This window comes from Empedobacter sp. UBA6745 (genome assembly GCF_002453775.1).
In the GTDB taxonomy this organism is placed as follows: domain Bacteria; phylum Bacteroidota; class Bacteroidia; order Flavobacteriales; family Weeksellaceae; genus Empedobacter; species Empedobacter falsenii_C.
This window is the reverse complement of sequence record NZ_DKHL01000004.1, coordinates 146,618-162,930: the sequence shown is the minus strand read 5'-3', so window position 1 is coordinate 162,930 and position 16,313 is coordinate 146,618. Positions and strand designations below refer to the sequence as shown.

Sequence of the window (16,313 nt, the reverse complement as noted above, 5' to 3'; positions counted from 1 at the left end):
TATGGCTACATTTTACTACAAACTAATCACAAACTCCCTTTTCTGCAATAAGAAAAGATTAATCATTGCATATATTTTATTTTTCATAGCATTCTTGATTTTGCTATTTATTGGCGGAAAAGAGATAGAGAACAAAATTGTTTTACTAATTTTTATGTCCACTTGCATATTTGGGGCTTATAAAACATATAAAATAAATGATTTTAATTATTTGACTTACAATTTAGATTCAAAATCATATGATTACTATTCGTTGGAGAAGAATAAAATCTGTTATCACGAAACGTTTAACAAACTAATATCAGACAAAATCAATAGCAATGAATTAGAAATCGAATCAAATAAAAAAATTGATAACTTTCTATTGAGCTTCAATAATGAATTCATTTCAAAATTAAAAGAGAACATTACTTTTGAAAGGTTTAATGATTATTTTATTAACTCGAAAGGGAACAGAACTACAGGACAATTATTCTATACAATATATAGAAGTAGTTTAATTAAAATCGTAAAAGATTTCCTTATCAACACTAATAAACTTGAAGATGTTTCAAATGAAACTATATCAAGATTCATTCACGAACTTACAAACCTAGAGAACTTAAATTTTGATTCAGATAAAGGCTTACATTATGACGATAAATTTGTTATTAATTTTTTAGAAGATATTAAAAAACAAGAGTCAATAAATGAAATAGAACATCAAAAATCAATATTAAAGGAGATAAAACAAATTGAATTAAAACGTATTTCAAAAACTCAGTTTTATGAGATTTTAGAAAATATCTCTATTAAAGTTTTAAACGTTAAATTAACTAATGATAACAAAGAAGAACTTAAGTCATTTGTAGGAAATTTATTTACAACAAATATTGAATGTGATTTTAGTTATAATTCAAATATTACTAAATTAAATTTTATTAATTCCGAAAACTCAAAGCTTTTCATTATGTCTATGAGATACTTACAAGACAAAACAATGATTAATTTATTTAATATTGATTTGATAAGGACTCTAGATTTAATTATAAAAAATGATTCAATAGTCACTGATTCTAACAAAAGAATAAGTACTATAAAATCAATCACTTACCAAAAACTCACACCAAAACTAACTAAAAACGTTGATAACATCTTAACGAAATTCAAAAAACAAACACACGTAAATAACTAAACAACAATTCTTTATATTTACGAAATTAATTAGTAAAAACGTGAACAACAATTAGTTTTAAGTTTGACATATCGAAATCAAAGTATAATTTAAATACGATTAAATATGTCAAACTTATTGTACACACATTCAAAGAAAGATTTAGAAGCTATTGTAGAAATAGTTATTGAACGATTAAGAAAAATAGATATTTCTGAAACCACAAAGGACATTCCAGATGATGACAGACTTACTCAAAAAGAAGCTGCAAGACTACTTAATATTAGTGTTGTTACGCTTATTGATTGGAAAAAGAAAGGACTTGTTCCGTTTTATCAAGTTCAACGATCAATTTTTTACAGCAAAAAAGAATTAATTGAAATTGCTCAGAAGAATAGAAATCTATTTAATAAAAAATGAAACTCAAATGCTTTGAAATAAAAAAGAGTTTAATCCCACATTAAACTCTCATTTATACAAATAACCTACGTTATGTTTTGCTATAATCCTATGGCAAAAATAAGACATAACATTTAATCAAACAATTTATTATGAACTTAGATTCTGCCGAATTTATTCGAGTGGGCACGTCATATTTTGCTATAATTGAACGTCCTACAATCTCAAAAGACACTGAGAAAATCATGATTTCTTGGAACAAAGAAACCATTGTAAATGATCTTGGTAAAGATTATATATCCACGATCAAAAAGTATTACGGATTTTGCTGTATTCCTCAACACATCAATTATGAGCGTGAAATTGGAGATTTCTATAATATTTACCATCCTTTAGATTATGATATCGAAATTGAATCAGAAATCGATTTACAAGAATTACAATCAAAGATTCCTTATACTTTTCAATATATCAAACATATATTCGGAGAGCAATATTTATTAGGTTTAGACTATCTGAAAATCTTACTAGAGAATCCAACACAAATTCTTCCTGTTCTTGTATTAGTTTCCTCAGAGCGTGAGACAGGAAAAAGTACATTTCTGAAATGGCTTCGAAAAATTTTCTCTTTCAATGCCACTTTTATTAATGCAGATTCGTTTATAAACAACTTCAATTCGGATTTAAATGGTAAACTTTTAGTTTTGGTTGATGAAATTATTACAGATAATCAACAAGTAACAGAACGTATTAAATTCCTTAGTACAGCAGATCGAAACAAGATTGAAAGCAAAGGAAAAGATAAAGAAGAAGTCGAATCATTCTACAAATTTGTAATGACTTCCAACTTTGAAAAGAACTTTATCAAAATCGATAAGAAAGAAACTCGATTTTGGGTTCGAAAAATCCCTTCAATTATTAAAAATCCTGAGTTTGATAAACATTTATACAAGGAAATTCCTTTCTTTTTAAACTATTTGATTCGAATTTCATATTCAACTCCGAAACAAACTCGTATGTGGTTTACTCCAGAGCAAATTCGTACAAAAGCATTGGCAAGATTAATGGATTTTGAAAATGAAGAAGCTAAAAGTAAAGTATATGATGTTTTATATGAAATTCAAGAAAACTTCAATACAGATGAAATATTAATTGCTCCTATGGATTTTCAGTCAATTTCAAAAAAGATCCATGGACGAAATGCAATAGCTCCAAAAGAAGCTCGAAACATTCTAAAAGGTTTTGGTTTAACTCCTACCGATAATACATATAAATATGAAGGATTTGAACTTTTACCACATGGTGAATTCGTAAAAATTGACCGATTAGGAAGATACTATAAAATTATTTTCAGCGAAATACGTCATTTTTTTGATGAGAGTGATGAGAGTCTTATAATTAATTAAATATCAATAAAATACTCTCATCAAACTTCTCATCAACCCGTCATCAAATTTTAGTTTGATGAGAGGTTTTTTTAAACGATGACAAAATTTGATGAATGATGACAAGTTGATGACAACATAAGTAATTGTATATCTTATAAATAAATTATATTCTCATCAAATATCAAAAATTTTGTAAAATCTTAACTGCACAGGAAATGAATTGTAAAACTATAAATGAAAAAATAAGAATGATTGATTATTTAGCTCAAAAAGACATTTATCCAATAAGTAGTAAACAGAATATTTTTTGGTTTTTAAGTCCATTCAGAAATGAAAAAACAGCTTCATTTAAAGTTGATAATTCAACTAATCGTTTTTATGATTTTGGAGAAGGTTCTGGAGGAACTTTAATTGATTTAATTTCCAAACTTGAAAAACTTTCTATTAAAGAAATCATTCAAAAATTCAACGATAATTCTTTTTCTTTTCAAAAGCAAAATGATTTTCAATTTGAAAAAGATCAAACAAAAAATGAATATGAAATTTTAGAATTGAAAGAAATTTCATCGTTTCCTTTGATTCAGTATTTGGAAGAAAGAAAATTGCCTTTGGAAATTGTAAAACGATATTGTAAAGAAATTCATTACAAATTAAAAGATAAAAAATATTACGCAATAGCCTTTCCAAATAATCAAAATGGATTCGAAATTCGAAACAAATATGTAAAAATGTGTTTGGTTAAAAAAGATATTTCTTTGATTAAAAATAATCAAAATCAACTTAAAATTTTTGAAAGTTGGAGCGATTTTATCAGTTATCTTTTTTTATTTCCAGAGCAAATAAATTCTGATTTTCTAATTCTAAATTCTATCGCTTTACTTCGAAAGAATATAGAATTGATAAATAAATATGAAACTATTCAGACTTATTTAGATCATGATAACGCGGGAAAATCTGCAACAAAATTTTTAGAAACGGAATTAAAAAATAAAGTAAAAGATGATTCAAATTTCTATAAAACCTATAAAGATTTGAATGAATTCATTATAAAATCGTATTGAAAGAAGTTTATTAATAATTGCTTATGAATATAAGCAAGAGGGTACTGCGACAAATCGCAATACTTATATAAACTCCTGTAATATAGCATTTTAAAAATGAATTATTTCTTACGGAATGGATAATAAATTATTTAAAACAATAATAATCAACATATTATAATTAATTATAATGGATAACTACTAATTACTTTTATGGATAATAGTTATCAAAATTTACATACTTAACCTTTTTATATAAAGACTTTAGAAATGGATAATAAGAAAAATGCTCCAAAATCGTATAAGAATCTTAAAATTTCAGAAAATGTAAAAGTTCTTTTAGAAAGAACAAAAAGAAGATTTAATACAAATACTTATGATGAGTTAATTGTATCAATGTGTGAGTTTTTTAAACAAAACAACATAACTCCTTCAACAAAAATTGAAAAAAATTTGAATGATAATATTATTAAATTAACTTCAAAATTTGAAGCAAGAGATAAATCTTTAAGAAGTTTTATAGGACGAATAGAAAGTGAATTCTTAAAAAAAATGAATTTAAATCTTCATAAATTATTGCTCTTACATGAAGAAGAATTTAAACAAAAAATTCTTGAAGAAAGTAGTGAAACAAATTCAAAAAACGATGATAAGAAACTCGAAGCTTTACAAAATCAAATAAAAAGATTGAACGTGATAATCTCAGAAAAAACTACCGAAATACAAGATTCTAATAATAAATATCATTCACTATATAAACGATTTCAGATTAAAAAATCAACCTTTGGAGAAGCTAAATATATCATCGAATTATCAAAATCGGAATATGAAAATTTAACAAATTAATGTAACACCATTTTTTTGAATTGACTTATCAACGTTTTTTCGTACCAATCTTTCGTAATATATTGCATTTGGTAGACTTGGAATTCTTCAAAGTCTAATAGGTCTAGAAGAAATATCTCAAATAAAGGATGAGTTTGTTTATCAGTATAGACATTTTTATATAATTCAGAAATAACTGTGTTATGTGATTCTTGATTAATTTTAAAATTCATCAACATTGCTAAGTTGAACTCGTATTTCAAAGGTATAAATTGTAAGATAGAGAATTTTTCATCTTCGGACAATTCATTCAAAAGCCTATTATTTAAGTAGTCAAAAAACGGATTAGTATCTTCTACTTGAAAGAACTCTATTAACCTATCAGAAATAGAAGTCATCATAAAACCTTCTATAATTTCAAATTTAGGAGTGTCAAATTTATCAAACAGAAATAAATTGATTATTGACCTTAAAGCTTTATTCTTTGCAAGTTTTGTTGAATCGTTTTCCATGCTAATGAAGATAAAAAAGCGCGAAACTACAATCAATCCGTTACAGAGGTACTCGGATACCCTAAACCCAGAAAGACCTTCGCCCGCGCCATATATAGACATGGGCGTAAGCCTATCGAAGATTTTAGGTTTAAAGAAGATTCCGAGTTTTCTGTAACCAAATTCCGACAGCTTACGCGTACGTAATTATTATTTTAATGATGTAAATATAACTATTTAGAAAATTATGATATACGAGAATATAAAAATTGATCAAAAAAAAAAGAGAAACTTTCAATTCCCTCTTAATCCGCTGTTTTTTTTCAAGCCGTTATAATAGAACCAGTTTTAGGAACGTTGATTAATTTATTTAACCTAAAACGAATCAATAACAGAAAAATATCACAAGCAAATAAACATGTAGTGATGTCAAGTTTACCCTACAACTTGAAGAAATACCTGCGCTTTACTAAAACAAATTCATTTTGGACTTAAAATATTTATTTTAAGCTATCCAAATTTTATAGTTCAATAGTAATTTAAAATAATAAACCTCCTTAAAATCGCTTTTAAAGAGGCTGTTTTTTTATACTATTTATATTATTGTTCGTTACCCTTGTTATCTGCAATTTAGATTATAAATTTTTTCTACAATGCTATCATTAATAAATGGCTCAAAATTATTAATCCAAATGTAATCTTCAATTATTAGATTAATATCTGAACTTATTATTTTTTCTAATTGTTTTTTAGTAAATGTTGTTTCAAATTTATTTGTATAATATTTTTTTAATGCATTTTCATTCTTATCTGCTAAATCCATTAATGAATCAAAGTCTATTTCATCAATGGATTTAACTTCTTTACGTTCAGTTTGATAATTAAAGTTCTTTATTTCATTTAGTATAAAAGATGTGATAAGTTCTTTATTAATTGGAAGTTCAAATTCTTGGTTATATTCAGAATTTTGATCTTCAATTGTAATTTTATTATTTTTCTTTCGCTTAATGTAATTATTTAATTTTTTGTGATATTTAAAGGTAGGATTAAAAATTATTCCTGGTTGATATATAATTTCATCATACAAACCATTTGGATAAGTAAAACAATGTCCTATTAGAATCTTATCTTCAATTTTGTTTAATAATTGTTTTGAGAAACGGTAGTAAGTAGAAATTATTCTATTAGCAAAATCAAAGTTTTTAATGAGTAGTTGTATATTTTCATCAACGTAGTTTTCATTAGTTAAAAATGAAAATGTTCGAAGATAAAATTTGGCCATCTTTTTATTTTGAGCTACTACAATATTTTCAAGATTTCTTTTTGCTTTATTCGTAAAATTATAAGAACCAGTTATAATAATAGACTTATCAATTATAGCTACCTTGTTATGGTTAAATTTTTTTATTTTAAGTTTTTCAATAATAATTCCTATTTCTGAAAATATTGATTTATAAGTGTCAAAAAAATATTTCTGATTGATCTCATTATCATCTACGAGAATTTTAATTTCTATTGAATTGTTTATTCTTTTAATTCTAATTAATTCTTCAATGATATTTTTATTGGTAAACCAAGCAACTGAAATGAAAATTGATTTCTTTGCTTTTAAAATATTGTCAATAATAACTTTTTCTATGTTTGTCAGGTATGCTTGCATAAATTGCAGATAACTTTTCTGTACTTTGCGAAAAATCGAAGACTAAAGTTTCGATTCAGACGGCACGTAGCAAAAGCAAATTTTATTGGCTTTTGCGGATTACGAAGCCTAAAATTTTCTATTTAGACTTAACCTCGCCATTTTACAAAACCTTTGTTAGGGGTTCGGGATTTTTCTGTCTATCGTTTTACTTTTCATATTGTCGAAGTCGTTGTTTTTTCAATTTCAAGCCATTCGTTAAATGCGTCATAAATATTCTTTTGCCAAATTCTAATTTTTGGTTCAACTGCAAGAGATAAAACACTACATTCTTTGTCTAATTCTTTATTTGTGGTCGGATCTAAAAATATTCCTGATGATTTTGAATTGTCTGTACTTGGATAAATTAAAGCAACTCGTTTAGCTAAAAAATATTCGTGATAAACATACATTTGTCTCAAATCGTCTGACGAAGGATTGTAACCATTCAAGTTTTTCCATTTCGTGTCTAAAACAATACAGTTGTCCGTATTTTTATTGATTACAATGTCAGGTTTTATTTTTGAACGATTACCTGTCTCTGGTTTCCAAAAATATTTAGATATCTGAGCTGTGATTGTTGTGTCAATAGATTTGTGCTTTCTCAAACTTACAAATACAAATTGTTCCCAAAGTTTGTTCATATCAAACATTAATGCCAAAATATTATTTCTGCCATTTCTAACATCAGGATGATATTGAAGTAATAATAATTTTGATACTTCTATTGCATTTTTGTATGTCTGTATTTTTCTATTGAAAGTTATTTTTTCAAAAGTCGTTTCACTTACTTTAATGTCTGGCATTTCAGGAAAATGTAACAACAACGCACCAATACGACTATGCAATTGGTTATTTGTGTTTATCTGTTTGAGAAGTTTTAATGTCTTGAAAATGATAAAATGTAATTTATGTTCAACATCGTATGTCGTGTAGCTTACATAAAATCTTTCTTGATGTATTATATTTTGCTGAATGTGTTTGCCAAATTGGATACTACCTTTCAAAGCCGAAACGTTTCCTTCTTTTTTGCGATACTGTTTTACAAGTCCATTATGCAGAAGATATTCAACTTCTTTAATTAAAATCTCAAAATATAAATCTAATATAGAGTTATGTTTTACTTTAAGAGAACTGCTACTTGGGGCGTGGATTTCAAAAATTCCAACAGCAAAAAGCATATCAATTAAAATATCACGCCATTTCTTTTTCTCATCTGCACCTTTTTGAGAATTGTCAGCTTTTGGCAATACTTCAATTATAGTTTCGCCAATTTGAATTACTCCAACATATTCATTAAACCTAACGCCATTATGAATTAATGAATAATAGGGAACTCCATTTTCACCAAAATATGATTGCAATACCTTTAGCATTGAACCATTAAACTCAATGCCGTCAATTACTTGATTAAGTTTAACGGATTGATGTTCAAATACGGTTATGTGTTTGTTTTTGAAGCTCATTTATTCAATAAAGCATTAAGAGCATTTGCAAAAACTATTTCGTCCATTTTACCGATGTCTTTAATTCTAAAAATATTTCTTTCTGTAAAATCTGAAGCATCATATTCGGAAAAGTCAGCGAAAATATTTTCGTCATTTTCTATTGGATCGAAGAACCCTTTACCAATGATTAAACCGATTTTTCCATAATCGCCAAAGAAATATTCTTGCAACAACGGAACGATTTTATTTTTAAATACAGATTTTAAATCTGTAAAGTTTGCAACTGATATAAAATAACTATGACCAATTTGGTGGTCTTTATCCAGCAATTTTTCAATTCGTCTGTTGATAGTGTTTAGCAAGAAATCCAATTCAATGTTTTCTAAAACGCCATTTTCCAATTTACCTTCTTGTTTAATTAATTCGGGTTTGGTGGCATTTCTTCAAAACTAAAACGCCTTCTTAAAGCTGTGTCTAACGCTTCCACGCTTCGGTCTGCTGTGTTCATTGTGCCGATAATAAAGAGGTTTGGCGGAACGCCAAATTTTTCTTTACTATATGGCAATGTAACTTCTAACGCTTCATCTTTCCCTAATCGTTTATCATCTTCAATCAACGTAATCAACTCTCCGAAAATTTGAGAAACGTTACCACGATTAATTTCATCAATGATTAAAACAAACGGTTTACCGTTTTTATTGACATAATCAGATTTAGTAAGTGAAGAAACAACTTCTTTTTTGTCGCTGAATGTGTATGTTCTTGTTTCTTTATTTGTTGACTGTGTACGTTTTTCTTTTCTTATTGCATTCAAAACTGACCAATAAGCCGAAGAATTACTTCCTCCAATTACTTCACGAAATTGGTCATTTATGTTACTTACATCGTCAAGGTTTTTAATTGCCGATTGTAATTTTGTCAATCTTGCTTTAGAAACGGTGTAAGTCCTTGTTCCATCGTGGTGTTTTATTACAAAATTTCCTTTTTGAGAAATGCTGTCAACTAATACAGTTCCACCCGTTTTTGTGTCTAATTCTACTTGTTCTCCTTTTAATAATTTTTCTTCAACACTTTCTGCAAATGTGTCGTAAAGAATAGAAAAGTCTAAAACTTCTTCGGTCGTTTTGTTTTCTCTTAATTGGGCAATCGCAAAAGAAGCCTCAATACAGAGATTTCTAAAAATTCCGTATTCTATTTGATAACTAATTGGGTCGCCTTCTTTTTCGGGTTCTATGGGTTTTATACCTTCAATAAAATCTTCATAATTCATACTTTGATGAAAAGTAGTAAACACAATTTGTTCTTCTTTCATCAATCGGTCAAATTCCTTTTTTATTTCACTCCGTGACTGACTTAAATCAAAAGAAGGATTAGCTATTCCAATCGCTTTATTGATTGTGTTGTACGTTTTGCCCGTACCTGGTGGACCAAACAGAATTTGATTTAAGGTTGAAGCCATATTGGTGTTTGATATTATTTCTGTGATGTTTTCTGGATTTATTTTTTCGTATTCAAATTCTGTTTGAAAAAACGGAATGAATATCTTTTTGTTTGCATTAGCAATTTCGTTTTTAGGGATTACAATACAAGTAGAGTTGTCATTTGGTGTCCACCATTTTTTTTCGTCTTGATATGAACCTTCTTTTTCAGCTTCTGCGACAATTTCATATGAACGTTGCAACCAACCATCATCACCTAAATCGCCAAACTCACACTCTTCTATATTGCTTGTTATTCTTCCAATTACTTCAAGATTACTATTTCCTCTGCATAGATAAAAATAGTCGCCTATTTTCATTTGATTGGCAAATGTATCGCCTTGTGTTTGATAAGAAGTTCCTTTGGCTGGTGTATCCCTGTGAACAATTACCAAATTGTTTTCAATTAGATAGTTGAATGCTTCTTCATTAATATCCTTACCACTCATTGAAACCTTAAAAACGGTTTCATTTGTATTTAATTTGATTTTAGAGTTTGAGATTGTTGGTGAATTTTTATAAACCAACTTATTGTATAGAAAATCATAGTACGAAAAGAATGTTTTGAATTTGTAAACGCCATTTTCAGAGGTTGTTTTAATAACTTCTTGAACTCTGGTAACGTTGTTAGACCTTTTACTTTTTCTTTTTACAGCTTGATTTAGTTCTAAAACTTCTTGAAGCGAAAGTCCTTGAACGCTAATTGAAACATTTTGAAAAGGAATTAAACCCGTTGTTGATTGTAGTTGTATATTGTCAAATGTATCGTTTGAATTGATTAGAACAATTCTGTCGTTCGGTTTAAGAATAGGTTTTAATTCTTCATACTTTTCAGTATTTGCAAGAATGTAATAACTAACAAAACGCTTTGCGTTGGCATCGCTTATAAGTTTTGAAATGTCTATTTGTTGTGGGTGAATAAAGGGCTGAAAGTTAGCTTTTACTCTTGAAATTTGTTCGGGATAAATTTCGTGTAATTGTAAAAATTGGTCATTAGAGCAAAATACTTCCTGAATATTTGAACAAAGAATGCTTTGTCTTGGGTTGATTTGTGTAACAGTTCCAATTAATAATTTGTTTGCTGCGATAAAAATTGCATTGTCGTTAAGTTGTAATTGTCCGTAAACATTAGTCCACCTACTTTCTATTCCATCTTCCCAAAGAACTGTCTTGTTTATTGAGTTGTATTGTTCAAGTTTACTAATTCTTGTCAGAAAGGTATTTGCCATTTTTCTTTTTCTTTATTTGTTGAATTGTCTTTGGTGTGCTGTCTTTTAGCCTGACCGCTAACGTTTCGGGTCTTGGCGTCTGTGGCGGAAATTGAAGCGAAAAATTTCAATTTTAGCGACACTGTAAGCAAAAAGCCAATTCATTGAATAAATTTAAGAAAAAAAGTCAATGTAATTGGCTTTTTGCGATATAGAAAGCCGAAACTTTCAATTATCACTTAACCCGCAATTGCGCCAAACTTTTGTTAGGCAATTTTATTGACCAAAATGAGATATGTTGAAATCCAAATAATGACAGACAAAAGCTGATAATAACCATTACTTGAATATCTTTTAGATACCCATAATTCGTGCAAAATTATTAATAATATTAAAATGAAAGTAACTGAAACATTAAGGAAATTTGAATTTTCTATAAGATTTGTAATTGATACAATAAATAAAGGTTGCAGATTCCATTCAGTCATCAATTGAAAAAAATTAGATTGTTTATATTCATAAGAATCATTTAGCCATTGGTCAATATTACCAACAGTGTTATTTTTTTCTAACTCTGCTCTCTTTTCTTGTCTTTTATGCCCTTGTTTACCTATTATCAAAACAACAGGTAGAAGTATTGAAAAAATAGCACCTATAAACAAAAAAAAGATTTCTTTGTTATAATATTCCATTTTAAAATCTATTATTTATCCAGTTACTAATTCTTGTATCTCTGTCTTTTAAAATTGATTTCCATAAAGAATATGAACTTCTAATGACACCATTAGAATCTTTAAAATCAAATAACGCCTTAGAAACCCCTGGTTGATTTAAAGGAATAAAAAAAGCTAACAATTGCTGACCTATATATGGTTCAATCCTAAATTCGGATAATAAATTAATTTTTTTTAAATGATTAAGGTATTCAAAATTGTCAGATTTTATATATTCTTTCTTAATTAAGTAAATATCTTTTTGAGATTCAGGTCTGAAAGTCCAATCTATTACGAAATCATTATAAAGTGTTTTATCAATGTCAGATTCATTTTGATTAATTAAAGGAATTTCTAACCAATGGTACAAAAGGAAAATAGATTTAAAAGTATTAAGAGAGACTTCATTAAAATTCTCGATGGTCTTAATTAAATTATTAGATTTTTCTATATTATTTTTTAAAATATAATAAAGTATCTCTTCTTTAGATTTTCCTCTTATTTCTTCACAAAAAGAATGTAGCTGATTTAATTGTTTAAAAAATATTTTTGACTCTTGATCAATTGTAACGGATATATTATTCTCTGAATTATAAATTAAAGTTCCATTTAATTCGATTTTAAACTTTTTGTATTCAGAATTTTTATAATATAAAAAATTGTTTGATTCTACTATTAGCTTCATTTTATTGGTTATATTTTTTATATAATATCGCCTATCACAAATCCTATGATGTACGTAATTCGAGTGATGTAGCTCAATTCTTCGCTCCGCTTCGAATTGAGCTACATCTTATTTTTTACAAAGTAAATTATTATATAGTTTAGTAAAAAATCTATTTATCTGTATTTCGTATAATTAAAAAGTTAAAGTTAATTATTTCTTTTTAATCTCTAGATTTTCGTCATTTTAGAAATTATATTAACATTCATATTAAAGATTTGATTTATCAAAATATACTTTATAAAATTCTCTTATAGATTCATTCTTTTGAATATAATCAATCAATTTAAATATATAATTTTCATTATTAATATTTATTGATTCAACTTTATCTTTAAATAAAATTATTGATTTTTTATTTTCAATATCATATAAAAATATATTTGTAGAAGTTTCTCCTAAATAATTAATACACCCCGATTCTTTATTCGTTAAGTAAAAACTATTTTCATATACTATCATTAAATTGGAATCATCTTTATGAATTCTTTTATCAATTGTATCAAACAGGTTACTAATAAATGTAGATATAAATATTATTACATACACAAATGCTATAAAAAAATTGATCATTTTTTGATCGTTATCATATTTGTTTAATATATACATTATGTATATAAAGAATGCTGGTAGAGTAATTGATTTAGAAGGTAAAAATCCTATTAAAAAAATCCCTACAAATAGAATTGTCATTACAAAATTTGGATAATATTCTTTAAATTTTTTATTAAATAAATATTTAATATGCTTATTGTTTTTATAATAAAAATATTTTTTCCTTATTAATAGAGTTGTTTTTTCATATAAGATAAATAAAATTGTATATACAATAAGTAAAACTGAGTTAACTACTATAATTGTAGAAAAAACTAAGAATACATATTCTAATGTATAAAATAGGAAATCATTGATATTTATATATGAAAATATAGGTATATTAAAACTTTTGTAAAAAATAAAAAAGTTAGTAAAACTAATTAAATATATAGATATTAGAATTACACTTAAATTTTCTTTAAAAATTTTTAAAATATTATCTTTTTTTCTCAAAGTATATTTTATTTAAAGTTTCTAATAGGATATTTATGGTAGTTACATGTCAAGAAAACTTAACTCTTTTTCTTATCTAAACTGATACTGAAAATGAAGGATATAAAACTCCCTCCATTAATACCAATTTTTGTTAACTTAAAATCATAAAGAATTTTTGAATTCGTTATTCCATTTAGATTTTGTCCTTAGATATTTATCAACAATACTATCAGAAATAAAAAAAACCTTATGTAAATATCTAGTAATTGTGTAAATAAGATATATGATTATCACGTTTATCAAAGCTCTTGAAACAACTTTATCATAGTCTTCTAAAATAAACATGGAAATTAACGGAATAACAGCCATAGATATTAAAGAATAGACAACTAATATAAAATTTAAAATTAACCAACTTTTAGTTTCTGTATTTAAAAATTTTCCGGTTTCAGATATACGACCTTTTACTTTAATATCTCCAATATGCTGAAATTCTATTACAAAAAAATCATTAGCATCTAAATAATCTAATTTCAATTGTAATTTACTATTGGTAATTCTATAATCTATTTTTTTTATGCCAATAAATTTAAATGCGTTAATATTTTTACCTATAATTTTAATATTTTTTAATTCATTAGAAGTTATTGTTTTTCTTCCATTATTTTTAAAAATGATACGAGTTCTTTTTAAGTTAGATATATTCTCCCAATCTTCAGTTTTAAAACATGTTTCACACACTGATTGACATGAATAAACCAATCTATAAAAAGATTTAAAATACGTATAAATTGTAAAAACTGTACCTAATAGGAATGTAATTATAGAAAAAAAATTCCAAACCCCTATTACTTTTATTAAATCTAAAACTTCATTAAAGTTTAAATACATTTGATATTAAAATTTTTAATTTTACATAAAATCTACTAATATAGACTAGAAAGTAAGATTTTCTGACTTTTATTAATTATATTACAAATAAAAGAAATACAAAAAGGTATTACAATGGAAACTTTAATTTTTGATTATTAACTAAGTTGATGATAGTTTATATTTAATCAATCTTTTTTCCATTGCTATAGCCATAATTAAAGGCGATATTACTTTAAGTAAATAATATCCGCAAGCTAATGGCATAAATACAAGTATAAATAATTTAAAAAAATCTTTCATTGAAAAATATTGAAATTCACTTGTAAAATAAAAGATAATCGTAAAAGCTATTAGAAAAAATAATATTGAAATAATTGAAGTAAATATTGCAAAATATTTTAAAATTGGTTTTATATTTATTGTAATTAGCTCATTCTCAAATTTAAAATATGGCATTGCTAATTTGATTTTCTTCCAAGTATAATTGCCTTTTAAATTATCCTTTAATTTGATAAAACTATCTATAGATTTTTCATTTGTTTCAATTCCTGTTTGTAGAAAAAAGTAATTTTCTTTAAAATCTTTTAATACAAAATTATTTTTAAAATTATCATCAAGTTTATCAAGTAGAAATTCTATTTCTTTTGTATTATCAATTTTTCTAGATCTTCTATTATTAAAAGTCTTTGCTACATTACTAATTGGAGCAATTATTAATGAAGACAAAACCAAAGTTATTATAGGAGATAATTTAGAAATAAGTTCAATTTTATTCTGCAAATCCATATTACAATAATAGTTATTAAACACTAATATACATATTATTGTTTAATAACTATTATTTTTGTTTGCCACCTTTTTCGCCACCCATAAAAAAATAAATCCCTTAAGTACAATTACTTAAGGGATTTTTCAGTACTCGGAGTGGGAATCGAACCCACACTCCAAAGGAACACGAGTTTGAGTCGTGCGCGTCTACCAATTCCGCCATCCGAGCCTTTATGGACTGCAAATATAATGTTAGTTTATTTATTTTTCCAACTATTTTTTAAACTTTTTACAGAATTATTTCTTACGTATCGTAAGCCAAATGTTTACCTTTTGGTAATTTTTCCTCTACTTCATCATGAAATCCCAAATGATGCGAAATATGTGTAAAATAAGTCTGCTTTGCACCTATCAAATCCGAGTATCGTATTGCTTCATCTAATAATATATGCGAAAAATGTTCTTGTTCTACTCGTAGCGCACTAATGATTAAAACATCTACTCCTCTTAATTTTTCTAGCGATTCTGTTGGGATCGTTTTTACATCCGTTAAATAAGCAACTTTATCATCAATCAAATAGCCTAAAATAGGCAAAGGTCCATGCAAAATTTTTATTGGTTCAATCGTAAATCCAGCAACCGAAAATTTATCTTCTTCTATAACATTCTCAATCACCGTTGGCACTCCAGGATATTTATGTTCAGCAAACATATATGGAAATCGATTATGTAATTCATCCAAAACTCTCTTCAACCCATAGACATTCATATCTTCTCCCGATTTGAAAACCAATGGTCGAATATCATCCAATCCTAAAACATGATCATTATGCTCGTGTGTATACAGGATTCCATCTAACCTTTGCGCATTATAACGCAACATTTGTTGTCTAAAATCTGGTCCACTATCTATCGTAACAACCTTTCCATCTTTTTCTAACAACAAAGAAGAACGCAAACGTTTATCTTTTTGATTTGTTGACAAACACACTGGATGATCGCTACCAATAATCGGAATTCCTTGCGAAGTCCCAGTTCCTAAAAAATGTATTTTTATATTTGATTTAGCCATAATGATTTGGTAAATTTACCACA

16 protein-coding genes and 1 tRNA gene are annotated in these 16,313 nt (G+C 26.5%); 5 read left to right on the top strand and 12 right to left on the bottom strand.

Features of this window, described 5'->3' with window-relative positions; translation table 11 throughout:
• Window position 1 precedes the first annotated feature (1 nt).
• The 5 genes from B4H69_RS02255 (at window position 2) to B4H69_RS02235 (ending at window position 4,826) form a co-directional block, all read left to right on the top strand.
• On the top strand, window positions 2-1,174 hold the full coding sequence (locus B4H69_RS02255) for a hypothetical protein (RefSeq protein WP_280046495.1): 1,173 nt from the start codon (window positions 2-4) through the stop codon (window positions 1,172-1,174).
• A 105-nt stretch (window positions 1,175-1,279) separates the two neighbouring features.
• Window positions 1,280-1,573: a helix-turn-helix domain-containing protein gene (locus B4H69_RS02250; protein WP_280046494.1), complete on the top strand. Its 294-nt coding sequence runs from the start codon at window positions 1,280-1,282 to the stop codon at window positions 1,571-1,573.
• A gap of 131 nt (window positions 1,574-1,704) precedes the next feature.
• Entirely contained in the window at window positions 1,705-2,958 is a 1,254-nt protein-coding gene (locus B4H69_RS02245; RefSeq protein ID WP_280046492.1) for a primase-helicase family protein, read from the top strand.
• Between the two features lie 197 nt (window positions 2,959-3,155).
• Window positions 3,156-4,001, top strand: coding sequence for a toprim domain-containing protein (locus B4H69_RS02240; protein ID WP_280046491.1), 846 nt, complete (start codon window positions 3,156-3,158; stop codon window positions 3,999-4,001).
• A 249-nt stretch (window positions 4,002-4,250) separates the two neighbouring features.
• Window positions 4,251-4,826: a BfmA/BtgA family mobilization protein gene (locus B4H69_RS02235; RefSeq protein ID WP_280046489.1), complete on the top strand. Its 576-nt coding sequence runs from the start codon at window positions 4,251-4,253 to the stop codon at window positions 4,824-4,826.
• On the opposite strand, the gene B4H69_RS02230 is transcribed toward B4H69_RS02235, so the two are convergent.
• The 12 genes from B4H69_RS02230 to B4H69_RS02175 form a co-directional block, all read right to left on the bottom strand.
• Window positions 4,823-5,317: a hypothetical protein gene (locus B4H69_RS02230; protein ID WP_280046488.1), complete on the bottom strand. Its 495-nt coding sequence runs from the start codon at window positions 5,315-5,317 to the stop codon at window positions 4,823-4,825. The genes B4H69_RS02235 and B4H69_RS02230 overlap by 4 nt on opposite strands.
• A gap of 598 nt (window positions 5,318-5,915) precedes the next feature.
• Complete coding sequence (locus B4H69_RS02225; RefSeq protein ID WP_280046487.1) at window positions 5,916-6,956, bottom strand: phospholipase D-like domain-containing protein; 1,041 nt, start codon at window positions 6,954-6,956, stop codon at window positions 5,916-5,918.
• A gap of 194 nt (window positions 6,957-7,150) precedes the next feature.
• Window positions 7,151-8,440 carry an McrC family protein gene (locus tag B4H69_RS02220; protein WP_280046486.1) on the bottom strand — a complete coding sequence of 430 codons (1,290 nt, stop codon included), beginning with the start codon at window positions 8,438-8,440 and terminating at the stop codon, window positions 7,151-7,153.
• On the bottom strand, window positions 8,437-8,823 hold the full coding sequence (locus B4H69_RS02215; RefSeq protein WP_291092568.1) for a hypothetical protein: 387 nt from the start codon (window positions 8,821-8,823) through the stop codon (window positions 8,437-8,439). The genes B4H69_RS02220 and B4H69_RS02215 overlap by 4 nt, the downstream gene beginning before the upstream one ends.
• A gap of 17 nt (window positions 8,824-8,840) precedes the next feature.
• Window positions 8,841-11,129 carry an McrB family protein gene (locus B4H69_RS02210; protein WP_291092566.1) on the bottom strand — a complete coding sequence of 763 codons (2,289 nt, stop codon included), beginning with the start codon at window positions 11,127-11,129 and terminating at the stop codon, window positions 8,841-8,843.
• Between the two features lie 245 nt (window positions 11,130-11,374).
• Window positions 11,375-11,800: a hypothetical protein gene (locus B4H69_RS02205; protein ID WP_280046484.1), complete on the bottom strand. Its 426-nt coding sequence runs from the start codon at window positions 11,798-11,800 to the stop codon at window positions 11,375-11,377.
• Window position 11,801: 1 nt separating this feature from the next.
• Entirely contained in the window at window positions 11,802-12,506 is a 705-nt protein-coding gene (locus B4H69_RS02200; RefSeq protein ID WP_280046481.1) for a hypothetical protein, read from the bottom strand.
• A 249-nt stretch (window positions 12,507-12,755) separates the two neighbouring features.
• Window positions 12,756-13,595: a hypothetical protein gene (locus tag B4H69_RS02195; protein WP_291092562.1), complete on the bottom strand. Its 840-nt coding sequence runs from the start codon at window positions 13,593-13,595 to the stop codon at window positions 12,756-12,758.
• 144 nt (window positions 13,596-13,739) lie between these two features.
• Window positions 13,740-14,468, bottom strand: coding sequence for a hypothetical protein (locus B4H69_RS02190; protein WP_280046174.1), 729 nt, complete (start codon window positions 14,466-14,468; stop codon window positions 13,740-13,742).
• Between the two features lie 141 nt (window positions 14,469-14,609).
• A complete protein-coding gene (locus tag B4H69_RS02185; protein ID WP_280046175.1) occupies window positions 14,610-15,236 on the bottom strand; it encodes a hypothetical protein in 627 nt (208 codons plus the stop codon).
• A 130-nt stretch (window positions 15,237-15,366) separates the two neighbouring features.
• A tRNA-Leu gene (locus B4H69_RS02180) sits at window positions 15,367-15,447 on the bottom strand.
• A gap of 75 nt (window positions 15,448-15,522) precedes the next feature.
• Entirely contained in the window at window positions 15,523-16,290 is a 768-nt protein-coding gene (locus B4H69_RS02175; protein ID WP_291092559.1) for an MBL fold metallo-hydrolase, read from the bottom strand.
• Window positions 16,291-16,313: the final 23 nt, after the last annotated feature.